This is a genomic window from Paraciimarium castrense LEGE 11436, assembly GCF_056633055.1.
Window position 1 is genome coordinate 682,707 of sequence record NZ_JBSJOW010000001.1, and the last position, 11,097, is coordinate 693,803.

At 69.4% G+C, this 11,097-nt stretch carries 12 protein-coding genes; 7 read left to right on the top strand and 5 right to left on the bottom strand.

Annotated elements, in window-relative coordinates; genetic code table 11:
• Positions 1-102: 102 nt before the first annotated feature.
• The 6 genes from ACWJIO_RS03645 (at position 103) to ACWJIO_RS03670 (ending at position 6,169) form a co-directional block, all read left to right on the top strand.
• On the top strand, positions 103-561 hold the full coding sequence (locus tag ACWJIO_RS03645; RefSeq protein ID WP_480311532.1) for a DUF2996 domain-containing protein: 459 nt from the start codon (positions 103-105) through the stop codon (positions 559-561).
• A gap of 95 nt (positions 562-656) precedes the next feature.
• Positions 657-1,760: a magnesium-protoporphyrin IX monomethyl ester (oxidative) cyclase gene (gene acsF, locus ACWJIO_RS03650; RefSeq protein ID WP_480311433.1), complete on the top strand. Its 1,104-nt coding sequence runs from the start codon at positions 657-659 to the stop codon at positions 1,758-1,760.
• A gap of 81 nt (positions 1,761-1,841) precedes the next feature.
• Complete coding sequence (locus ACWJIO_RS03655) at positions 1,842-3,284, top strand: TldD/PmbA family protein (RefSeq protein WP_480311435.1); 1,443 nt, start codon at positions 1,842-1,844, stop codon at positions 3,282-3,284.
• A gap of 2 nt (positions 3,285-3,286) precedes the next feature.
• Positions 3,287-4,648, top strand: a complete 1,362-nt coding sequence (locus tag ACWJIO_RS03660) for a TldD/PmbA family protein (protein ID WP_480311436.1) — start codon at positions 3,287-3,289, stop codon at positions 4,646-4,648.
• A gap of 17 nt (positions 4,649-4,665) precedes the next feature.
• Positions 4,666-5,736 carry a methionyl-tRNA formyltransferase gene (gene fmt, locus ACWJIO_RS03665; protein ID WP_480311438.1) on the top strand — a complete coding sequence of 357 codons (1,071 nt, stop codon included), beginning with the start codon at positions 4,666-4,668 and terminating at the stop codon, positions 5,734-5,736.
• Between the two features lie 121 nt (positions 5,737-5,857).
• Positions 5,858-6,169: a hypothetical protein gene (locus ACWJIO_RS03670; protein ID WP_480311440.1), complete on the top strand. Its 312-nt coding sequence runs from the start codon at positions 5,858-5,860 to the stop codon at positions 6,167-6,169.
• 83 nt (positions 6,170-6,252) lie between these two features.
• On the opposite strand, the gene ACWJIO_RS03675 is transcribed toward ACWJIO_RS03670, so the two are convergent.
• The 4 genes from ACWJIO_RS03675 to ACWJIO_RS03690 all read right to left on the bottom strand — a co-directional run bounded on the left by ACWJIO_RS03675 (position 6,253) and on the right by ACWJIO_RS03690 (position 9,302).
• Positions 6,253-6,432 carry a hypothetical protein gene (locus tag ACWJIO_RS03675; RefSeq protein ID WP_480311441.1) on the bottom strand — a complete coding sequence of 60 codons (180 nt, stop codon included), beginning with the start codon at positions 6,430-6,432 and terminating at the stop codon, positions 6,253-6,255.
• Positions 6,433-6,532: 100 nt separating this feature from the next.
• Positions 6,533-7,819, bottom strand: a complete 1,287-nt coding sequence (locus ACWJIO_RS03680; RefSeq protein ID WP_480311442.1) for a DEAD/DEAH box helicase — start codon at positions 7,817-7,819, stop codon at positions 6,533-6,535.
• 319 nt (positions 7,820-8,138) lie between these two features.
• Positions 8,139-8,489 (bottom strand): DUF6464 family protein, encoded by a 351-nt coding sequence (locus tag ACWJIO_RS03685; protein ID WP_480311443.1) that lies wholly within the window; start codon positions 8,487-8,489, stop codon positions 8,139-8,141.
• A 3-nt stretch (positions 8,490-8,492) separates the two neighbouring features.
• Positions 8,493-9,302 carry a TerC family protein gene (locus tag ACWJIO_RS03690; RefSeq protein WP_480311534.1) on the bottom strand — a complete coding sequence of 270 codons (810 nt, stop codon included), beginning with the start codon at positions 9,300-9,302 and terminating at the stop codon, positions 8,493-8,495.
• A 54-nt stretch (positions 9,303-9,356) separates the two neighbouring features.
• Between ACWJIO_RS03690 and ACWJIO_RS03695 the strand changes: the two genes are divergently transcribed.
• On the top strand, positions 9,357-10,148 hold the full coding sequence (locus tag ACWJIO_RS03695) for a hypothetical protein (protein ID WP_480311444.1): 792 nt from the start codon (positions 9,357-9,359) through the stop codon (positions 10,146-10,148).
• On the opposite strand, the gene ACWJIO_RS03700 is transcribed toward ACWJIO_RS03695, so the two are convergent.
• The gene (locus tag ACWJIO_RS03700; protein ID WP_480311446.1) at positions 10,119-11,096 is read right to left on the bottom strand and encodes a hypothetical protein; all 978 of its coding nucleotides are present in this window, start codon (positions 11,094-11,096) and stop codon (positions 10,119-10,121) included. The two genes, ACWJIO_RS03695 and ACWJIO_RS03700, sit on opposite strands and share 30 nt — an antisense overlap.
• Position 11,097: the final 1 nt, after the last annotated feature.

Here is an 11,097-nt window from a genome sequence, read left to right on the forward strand (position 1 = left end):
GGCACACGCCGGCAGGGCGGCCTGAATGGCGTCGAAATCGCCCTACAGTTCAGACCTTCACTATTGAGGCGTGAGTCGGTGCCTGAGTCGGCGAGTGAGTCGGTGGATAAGGCCAGCAACCCCGAGACGGGTGTCGCGGCGGCTGCCGAACCAGCCCCGGCGAAACCCAAACCTGCCCCCAAGGCGGCCGCCAAGCCCCCTGCTCCCGAAGACCAGCCCTTCGGCTCGTTCGTACCGAACCTGCTGATCCCAGCCCTGGAGAAGGAGATCCAGGCCTACGGGGGGGCGGCGCCCCAGCTCTCCTTCCAGCAGGGGCCGATGCCGGTGATCGGCATGGACTGCTCCATGGTGGTGGGCAGCCTTCCAGGCCAGCGCCGCTTCTGGCTCTGCTTCACCAGTGAGAGCCTCACGGCTGCGAAGACCGTGATCGTGGCCGAGTCCGGGGCCGAACCATCCCAGGTGGAGCCGTTTCTGATGGACGAGAAAAAGGTCACCCTGCCCCTGCTGGTGTCACGCGTGGTGTCACGCCTCAACGGGCAGAAGTGGCTGGGGCCCAACTGAACCGACCCGACGGGCTTGCCCGATCGGCGTTACAACCCCGCCGCCCCCATCCCGGGGCCACCTACGATGCCGCCAAGCCCTGCGCAGCCCATCGAATGGTGCCTCCCACCGCCGTAGCCGACCCGAGCGCCACGCCAGGCGCCGCCATCGGCACCCCGGATGCCCCGGCCATCAAGGATCCGGCCAAGGACACGATCCTCACGCCCCGCTTCTACACCACGGACTTCGAGGCCATGGCGGCCATGGATCTGCGGCCGAACGAGGTGGAACTTGAGGCCATCTGCGAGGAGTTCCGCAAGGACTACAACCGTCACCACTTCGTGCGCAATGCCGAGTTCGATGGCGCGGCTGAGAAGCTTGACCCCGAAACCCGCAAGGTGTTCGTTGAGTTCCTGGAGCAAAGCTGCACCTCGGAGTTTTCCGGCTTTCTGCTCTACAAGGAACTGAGCCGCCGCATCAAGCAGAAGAACCCCCTGCTGGCGGAATGCTTTGCCCACATGGCCCGCGATGAAGCCCGCCATGCTGGCTTCCTCAACAAGTCCATGAGCGACTTCGGCCTCCAGCTCGACCTCGGATTCCTCACGGCCAACAAGGCCTACACCTTCTTCAAGCCGAAGTTCATCTTCTACGCCACCTACCTCAGCGAGAAGATCGGCTACTGGCGCTACATCGCCATTTACCGTCACCTGCAGGAGAATCCTGAAAGCAAGATCTTCCCGATCTTCAACTTCTTCGAAAACTGGTGCCAGGACGAGAACCGTCACGGCGATTTCTTCGATGCCCTGATGAAGGCCCAGCCCGACACGGTGCGTGGTCTGCAGGCTCGGCTCTGGTGCCGCTTCTTCCTGCTGGCCGTGTTCGCCACCATGTACGTGCGCGACGTGGCCCGCAAGGAGTTTTACGAAGCCCTTGGGCTCGATGCCCGCGCCTATGACAAGTACGTGATCGACAAGACCAACGAGACCTCCGCGCGGGTGTTCCCGGTGGTGCTCGATGTACGCAATCCCCGCTTCTGGGTGCGGCTGGAGCGCCTTGTCGACAACAACGCCGCCCTCACCAAGGCCGATCAGAGCACTGCACCGGCGCCCCTCAAGGCCCTGCGCAAGCTGCCCTACTGGATCGCCAACGGCGCCGAGATGGCCAAGCTGTTCCTGATGAAACCCATCCGCAGCGAAGCCTTCCAGCCTGCGGTGCGCTGAGCACGGCCCACCCCTGGTCCAGGCCCTGCGGCCCAGGGGTTTTTGCTACAACCGTGTTCCACGCCCACCCGAACGTTCCCCGTGGTTCTCTCCGCCGCAGCGCCGACCCTTGAGCTGTTCGACCAGAGTTGGCAAGAGCGGCTGGAGTTGCTGCTGGCCACCGGTCGGGCCGCCGGGGCCGACCTGGTGGAGGTGTTCCTGGAGCGCACCGACCACCTGGGCCTGCTGGCCGAGCAGGACACCATCACCAGCGTGAGCCCCTCCTTCGGTATGGGGGCCGGGTTGCGGGTGTTTCTGGGCCTGCGGGATGGTTTCGTGAGCACCAACGACCTCTCCGAACGGGGTCTGCTGCAGGCTCTGGACCAGGCCCTGGGCATGCTGGGGCTGGAAGCTCCTGCCCACGGCAGCAGCACCCTGGGGGCAGGCTTCGCGGGCCTGCCGGCCCTGAGAGATTTCGCCCAGACCAAACACGACTGGCTGCAGCGCTGCCCTGTTCTGCAGGAGAGCAGCGACAAACTGCTGGAGGCCACGGCCAGGCTGGAGCAGCACGGACGCCACCTGCAGGCCCGCCGCAGCCAGTACGCCCGCGACTGGCAGGAGATCCTGGTGGCCGCCAGCGACGGCACCTTTGCCCGCGACATCCGGCTGCACCAGTCGGTGGGCCTGAATGTGCTCGCCGCCGACGGCGACCATCGCGCCGGCCTCGGCCGCCGCTACGGCACCTCCGGCCGGCCGGACGACCTGCGCCACTGGGATGCCGAGGCCAGCGCCGTGGACGTGTGCAGCAGCGCCGCCACCATGCTCTACGCCGACTACGTGCAGGCGGGCCAGATGCCCGCCGTGCTGGCCAACCGCTTCGGCGGCGTGATCTTCCACGAGGCCTGCGGCCATCTGCTGGAAACCACCCAGGTGGAGCGGGGCACCACCCCCTTCGCCCAGAGCATCGGCGAGCCCATCGCCCACAGCGCCGTGACGGCCATCGATGAGGGCCTCAGCGACGGCGCCTTCGGCTCGCTCTGCATCGATGACGAGGGCATGGAGGCCCAGCGCACGGTGCTGATCGAAAACGGCGTGCTGCAGCGCTTCATCAGCGACCGGGCCGGCGAGTTGCGCACCGGCCACCAGCGCACCGGCAGCGGCCGTCGCCAGAGCCACAGCTTCGCCGCCGCCAGCCGCATGCGCAACACCTACATCGCCCCCGGCCCCCACAGCCCCGAGGAGCTGATCAGTTCCGTCGACAAGGGCCTGTACTGCAAGTCGATGGGCGGCGGCAGCGTGGGCCCCACGGGCCAGTTCAACTTCGCGGTGGAGGAGGGCTATCTGATTGAGGCCGGGGCCCTGACCCGTCCGGTCAAGGGAGCCACCCTGATCGGCGAGGCCAAGGAGGTGATGCCCCGCATCTCGATGTGCGCCAACGACCTCGACCTGGCCGCCGGCTTCTGCGGCTCGGTGAGCGGCAGCATCTTCGTGACGGTGGGCCAGCCCCACATCAAGGTGGACTCGATCACCGTGGGGGGCCGCTGACCATGACCACGCTCAACGCCACGGCACTCCAGCAGCGTCTTGCCCAGCTGGCCCAGCGCCACGGCATCAGCCAGTGGGATCTCGGGGCCTCCTGCAGCACCGACACCTCGGTGCAGGTGGACCGGGGGGAGGCCAAGCAGATGAAGGGTGCCCAGCGCAGCGCCATCACCATCCGCGTCTGGAACGGCGATGGCCTGGTAGGGGTCACCAGCACCTCCGACCTCTCCGACGGCGGCCTCGACAAGGCGCTGGCCGGCGCCCAGGCCGCCAGCGCCTTCGGCAACGCCGCCGACACGCCCGCCTTCTCTCCCCTGGCCAGCGCCCCCCTGGCCACGCTGGAGCAGCCCAGGCACGATCCCAAGCCGATCCTGGAGCTGCTCGGCACGCTGAAGCAGGCCGAGCACCAACTGCTGGAGTGTCATCCCGCCATCGCCACCGTCCCCTACAACGGCCTGGCCCAGCGCAGCAGTGAGCGCCTCTACCTCAACAGCGACGGCGCCTGCCGCCAGCAGCAGCTCACCACCGCCAGCCTCTACCTCTACGCCCGGGCCGAGGAGGCCGGCCGCAAACCCCGCAGCGCCGGAGCCATGCGGCTGGCCTATGGCGCCGGCGAGCTGGACATTGACGGCTGTGTGCAGGAGGCCGCCGAACGCACCATCAGCCATCTGGACTACGGGCCGATCGCCACCGGGCGCTACACCTGCGTGTTCAGCCCAGAGGCCTTTCTGGATCTGATCGGCGCCTTCAGCAGCCTGTTCAACGCCCGCGCCGTGCTGGATGGCGTCAGCCTCAGCAACCGCGACTCGCTCGGCCAGACCCTGGCGGTGCCCTTCCTCTCGATCCACGACAACGGCCTCCACCCGGGAAACATCGGCGGCTCCGCCTTCGATGGCGAGGGCACCCCGACCCGGCGGCTCACGCTGCTTGAGGGCGGCGTGCTGCAGAACTTCCTGCACTCGGAAGCCACGGCCCGGGCCTTCGGCGCCCAACCCACCGGCCATGCCGGCATGGGCGCCAAGGTGTCGGTAGGACCCGACTGGTTCGAGATCGGCGCCACCCCAGGCAGCGGCGGCGGTGCCCAAGGGCTCGATCGCTACGCGGCCGACACGCCGCTGGTGTGGATCGATTCCCTCTCGGCCCTCCATGCCGGCGTGAAGGCCAGCCAGGGATCCTTCTCCCTGCCCTTCGACGGCTGGCTGCTCCAGGGCGGCGAACGGCGCTCGATCGAGGCCGCCACCGTGGCCGGCGACATCCGCGAGCTGCTCCAGGCCGTGGTGGGATTCGAGGACGAGGTCAAGCAGACCCCCGATGGTCTCTGTCCCCTGGTGTGGGTGGAGGGTCTCTCGGTGACCGGCGAAGCCTGATCCCCGGGGCCCCCGCGATGCGACTGCTGTTCTGGGGCACGCCCGCCTACGCCGTACCCAGCCTTGAGGCCCTGGTGGCCGCCGGCCACAGCGTGGTGGGTGTGGTGAGCCAGCCCGATCGCCGCCGCGGTCGCGGCCAGCAGCTGGTTCCCTCTCCGGTCAAGCAGAGGGCCCTGGAGCTGGGGCTACCGGTGATCACGCCACAGCGGATCCGTCGCGACCCGGAGGTCCAGGCCCAGCTGGCGGCCCTCGCCGCCGATCTCTCCGTGGTGGTGGCCTTCGGCCAGATCTTGCCGCCAGAGGTGCTCGCCCAGCCCCCCCTTGGCTGCTGGAACGGCCATGGTTCGCTGCTGCCGCGCTGGCGGGGCGCCGGGCCGATCCAGTGGAGCCTGCTGGAGGGCGATGCCGAAACGGGCGTGGGCATCATGGCGATGGAGGCCGGCCTCGACACGGGCCCTGTGCTGCTGGAGCGGCGCCTGCCCATCGGTCTGCTGGAGAACGCCAGGCAGCTGGCCGAGCGGCTCTCCCAGCTCACCGCCGAGCTGCTGGTGGAGGCCCTGCCCCGCATTGCCGCCGCCGGCGAGGGCCCTGAGGCCGAGCGCTGGCGGCGGCTGGGCCTCCACCCCCAGAGCGCTGCGGGGATGACCTACGCCCGCTTGCTCACCAAAGACGACTACCGCATCGCCTGGACCGACTCAGCCCTGGCCATCCACCGCCGCGTCATGGGCCTTTATCCCGGCGCCCACAGCCTCTGGCGGGGTCAAAGGCTGAAACTGCTCGCAACTGAACCGCTGGTGGAACGCCTGGCAGGGCAGCTGAGTGCCGAAGCGGCGGCCCTGTGTGGCCGTTGGCAAGGTGCTGATAGGCCAGCCACGACCTCGCCGCCGCCTGGAACCGTGCTGGCCATCGAGCCCGGCCTGGGGTTGGTGGTGGCCAGTGGGGGCTGCCCCGTGCTGGTGCGCGAGGGCCAGCTGGAGGGCAAGCGAGCTTGCTCCGCTCAGGCCCTGATCCAGCAACTCAACCCCAGGCAGGGAGAGGTCCTGGGGGCTGTTGTGGGGGAGCCTGCGGCCGCGGCGACGTCGGCCTGAGACCTGCCCCCCAGCCGTCGCCTGGCCGGTCTCAATACGTTCTGTGTGGTTAGGGTTCGCACACAGCAGGCGGCACTCCTGGGGCGTTAGAGCATGGGGGTCAGGTCTTGAGGCAGGTGCCATGGGCATCGGTTTCCCTTCCCAGTCCCACGCCGAGAGCATCCCCGCTGGCCAGGGTGATGGGGCTGCAACCGTGCTGTCTCCCCTGAATCAGGCCATCGCGGCCGGCGGGGCTGGGATCAGCCTGGGCGCCCTCACCTATGTGGCCGAGGCCAGCCCCGACTGCCAGATCTTTCGCGACCTGGCCAGGGGATACCTGGTGCGCCACCGGGACCTGCCAGGCGGCCTGAAGCGCGTGGCCACCCTGGCCTGTGCCTACAGCCTCTGCCAGGAGATCGAGCACCCGGCGGACCTCAAGAGCCCTCACAACTAACCGATCCTTCAGTCCTGGACGAACGGCTCAGGGCCTGGACGAACGGCTCAGGGCCTGGACGAAGGGCTCAGGGCTTTGGCGAGCTAGCTGTTGCTGCGCCGATAGAGGCCGTGCAGACCCTCCAGCTGGTTGTGAACCGACCGCAGCTGGTCACGGATGTGGGCGCTGTTCTCGATGCGATCCAGGGCCAGCAGCATCGACTCGATCTGGCTCTTGCAGTCGATCAGCACGCGGCATTCGGTGGAACCGGGCTCGTAAGGCATGGGGTCGTTCGGTGCGGTGCCATCCGAGCCGAGAGAGGCCAGGGCGGTTGTGTCCATTGTTGCCGTTTTCAGACCCGCAAACGGCCTGGGCAGCCGCCAGTCAGCGGCCGGAACGTCCTCCGGCCCCACCACGACCACCGCCCCGGCCACGGGAACCGCCGCCAGCTTCACGGGCCGCTGTGGGGCGTGCCCCAGCGGGGCGGGAGCCGCCCCGGCCCCCGCCACCGCCAGCACGGCCACCTCCAGCACCACGCCCTCCGCCACGGCCTCCACTGAGGTCCAGGGGCGGCGCATTCAGCACGGTGGGCTCAAAGCCGGCCACGGGCTCGCTGGGCAGCCGGGAGCCGAGCAGGCCCTCAATCGCCGCGAGCAGTTCCCGCTCTTCTGAGGCCACCAGCGAAATCGCCTGGCCGGGGTGACCCGCCCGGCCCGTGCGACCGATCCGGTGCACGTAGTCCTCGGCCTGGTTGGGCAGATCCAGATTCACCACGTGGGGCAGCTGGTGGATGTCGATCCCCCGGGCCGCCAGATCGGTGGCCACCAGCACCCGCACCGAACCACTCTTGAAACCGGCCAGGGCACGGGTGCGCGCCCCCTGACTCTTGTTGCCATGGATCGCGGCGGCGGCCATGCCGGCCTGGCTGAGACGGTCGGCCATGCGGTTGGCGCCGTGCTTGGTGCGGGAGAACACCAGCACTTGCTGCCAGTTGTTGCTGGCGATCAGATGGGTGAGCAACTCCGGCTTGCGGGCCATGTCGCAGGGGTGGAGCAGGTGCTCCACGGTGGGGGCCGCCTGGTTTTCCGGAGTGGCCTGGAGCTGCACCGGCTGGTGCAGCAGACCCTGGGCCAGCTTGCGGATCGAAGCGCTGAAGGTGGCCGAGAACAGCAGGTTCTGACGCTTCGGCGGCATCAGGGCGATCAGCTTCTGGATGTCGCGGATGAAGCCCATGTCGAGCATGCGGTCGGCCTCATCCAGCACCAGCACTTCCACCCGATCGAGGCGAAGCGCACGCTGCTGCTGCAGATCGAGCAGCCTGCCGGGCGTGGCCACGAGGATGTCGGCCCCGGCCCGCAGGCGGTTGATCTGGGGGTTGACCTTGACGCCGCCGAACACCACGTCACTGCGCAGGTCGAGGTAGCGGCCGTAGGCCGCCACATTCTCGGCCACCTGGGCGGCCAGTTCCCGGGTGGGGGTCAGCACCAGTGCCCTCACCACGGTGCCGCGGGCATGGGGACCGTGACGCAGGCGCTCCAGCATCGGCAGGGTGAAGCCCGCCGTCTTGCCGGTGCCCGTCTGGGCGGCCGCCATCACGTCATGGCCGGCCAGCACGGCGGGGATGCACTGCAGCTGGATGGGGGAGGGGGTGGTGTAGCCCTTCTCGGCCACCGCCTTGAGAATCGGCAGTCCGAGCCCCAGATCCCCGAAGCCTGCCGCCTGGCTGATCTCGCCGCTGGAGCGCGCAGGAGCGGCGTCTGTGAGAGCCGGGATTGGAGCGGCAGCGGTTTGGGCGGAGGCGGCTTGGGCTGCAGAGATGACCTCTGCTCGCGAGGCAGCTGCGCTGCGCCCGCCTGGGGTGGTTGCGGCGGGCGGTTGCCCCCTGCGGGGGCTCGGGGCGGCGGGGCGGGGTGAGCGGGTGATGGGGGCCGGTGGAACGCTTGTAGACCTTCACCCTACGGGCGATGCCGCCCCCTCAGTGCGGGCGGCCTCAGGCCAGGGGCTCGTAGTGTCCGCATCGGTCGCAGGGCCCCTCCGGCAGCACCGCGCAGCGGAGCAGGGGGCTGCGGGCATTGAAGCGACAGTGGGGATCGCCGATCACCCAGCCGTGGCCCCAGAGCCTGGCGTCGGGGGGCTGGGCCTCCAGCTTCACCTGCAGGGCCACGCTGCCGAGCCCGTAGCGGCCATTGCTGAGGCGGTAGCGGTGGCGGCGCTGCAGCACCAGAACGGTCTGATCGCCGACGTTCAGCCAACGGCCCGGTTGCGGAATCTGCCCCTGATGCTCCACTTCAATGATGTCGAGCAGTCGATCGCTGCCGATCAGTCGCACCTCGACCTGCATGGTTCAGCTCAGAGGAGCCGCGGGCTCTACCACCGGCATCTCTTCAGCGGGCTCAGGCGCCGGGCTCCGGCGTGCGGAGAAGCCCCATACGAACAGAGCGGCCACCAGGGACAGCAAGGCCCACTCCGGCAGCTCCAGCTGAGGACTGACGAGGCGCAGCAGCAGCCTCAGACCCACCAGGCCCACCGCCAGGTAGCCGGCGGTTTCCAGATGGCGGAACACCTCCAGCCAGCGGATGAACAGCTCGGCGGTGAGCCGCAGGGCAATCACCCCGATCACGCCGCCGGCGATTACCAGGGGGAGGCGATCGGTCACCGCCACGGCGGCGGCCACACTGTCCACCGAAAAGGCCAGGTCCGTCACCGCCAGGGTGGCCACCACGCTGGCCATGCTGGCGGTGAGGGCTCCAGGGCCTGGGGGGGCGGGGGCCAGGGGTCCGGCGCCAGGGGCCGCCGCCGCCGCCGGGCTCTGGCCCAGCGGGGCGGCGGCGGCCAGGCCGGCCAGATGGCGGCCACACAGCCAGAGCAGGTAGCTCGACGCCGCCAGCTGGAGGGGCCAGAAATCCAGCACCCAGCGGGCGGCCAGGATCAGACCCACCCGAAACACCAGGGCCAGCAACAGACCCAGATTGAGGGCCGTCTCCTGGCGGGAACGGTCATGCAGGCGGCGGGAGATGGCCGCAAGGGCAATGGCGTTGTCGGCGGACAGCACCGCCTCCAGCGCCACCAGCAGAGGCAGGACGAGCAGAATTTCATGCCAGCGGTCGACCTCCTCCAGCAGGGGGGTCAGGGATTGAATCGACTCGGCTTCCATCAGACCCTGCAAGGGGTCCACTCTAGGAAGACCCGTCCCTGAGCCGAACCTCCGATGCAGCTCCAGGTCCGCCTTGTGCATGCCGAACCCGGACACCGGGTGGTGGAGGTCACGGCCTATCGGCAGGGGGAAACCCTGGGCAGTGCCCTGGGGGAAGCCGGGACGGCCGAGGAGGCCGAGGACAGGGCCCGCGCCCGCCTGGCGAAGCAGTTGGCTCCCGCCATCCCCGGGGCTGTGGCGGTGCCCATCGCCAAGGCTGGACCAATTTCTGCCCCTAGTCCGCTTCCACCAGCAGCTCCTGCGGCTGCGCAGGCTGCAGCAACGCCCTCTCGAGCCAATCCACCTGCAGCCGCCGCTCCGGTGCCGGCACCAGCTCCAGCCCCCGCCGCTGGAGCGGCCGGCCGGCCCCAGGAACCGGAGCCTGACCCCGAGGACTGGAGCAGCGAGCTCGCCCAGATCGATCTTCAGCTGGGCCGGCTGACCTGGCAGCGCGAGCAGGAGGGCCTCTACCTGGAGCGGGCCTTCGGCCATCCGAGCCGCAGCAGGCTCACCACCTACGCCGACCTGCAGAGCTACCTGCAGGCCCTCACCGCGCTCCCGGCCGGCAGTGAGCCCGCCAGCGCCCCAGTGCCCCTGCGGCGCCGCGACCTGCTGGCCCAGTGCGACCTGTTGCTGGGCCAGCTGGGCTGGGACGCCCAGCAGGGCCGCAACTGCCTCGATCAGCTCTTCGGCCTGAGCAGCCGCCAGCACCTCAACGACATCCAGTTGCTGGAGTTCAACAGGCAGTTGGAGGAGAAGCTGCAGGCCGCCACGCCCTCAGCTGCCGCCAGCCAGGCTGCCCCCTGAAGGCGTGCCGGCCAGCCGGCAGTGCTGCCGCACCAGCCGTGGCCCTAGATCCAGCCGTTTCTGGTTGGCATAGGCCTCCTTCTCCAGCTCCTTCATCTGCGGCGACGCGCTCAGGTACACCGCATCGCCGAGCACCGCGTCGAGATGGGGCGGGAGGTCGCGGCTCAGGCCCAGCAGACCGGGCATCGCCCGTACGCCGCCATTGCTGCAGCTCTGGGCCACGTGGATGGCTTCGTGGTTGAGCACCTGGGCGAATTCGGTGCTGCCGCTGGTCACGACCCGTGGCTTGACTCGCACGGTACGGAGCTGGGGGTCCCATTCTGCCGCCGCCCCGGATTTGAGGGGCGGCGCCAGCTCAATGCGCACGCCCGCCTGGATCAGCACCTCGATCAGATCACGGATAGCGGTCTGCTCGGCATCGAAGCTGGGGGGATTGACCATCTTGTCGCGGATCTCAGCCAGGGAGAGCTGGGGCTCGCCGGCCCGGCGCTGGTAGTGGTAGCGGGTACTGCCGTCGGGGAAACGCTCTGCCCTGGGGATCCAGGCGGCATCGGCGGCTCTCAGCTGCTGCAGCAACACCTCCTGGTCGATGTTCTCGAGGCGGCCAGGCTGGGGCTCCAGGGCCAGACCATCCCACAACGGCTGCAGCGGTGGCTCAGGCCGCTGGGGGTCCTCCACAGGCTGGGGCGCCGCCGTCAGCTTGGTGGTGGGCACGGCAGCCGACTCCCGCAGCCGCCAGCGATTCGGCAGAAGCGCCATCCCCACCCCAAGGGAGAGCAGCAGGCCGGCCACCAGCGCCACAGGCGCCACCCTGGCCGTGGCGCTCGCCCCCCTCGCCGGCCGCGGCCGCAGGGGATCGCCGCAGCGGCCGCAGACCCAGACGCCATCGGCCTGGCGCCGCGCGGTCAGGGGGCTGGGATGGCAGGAAGGGCAGAGGAAGGGCGCCACG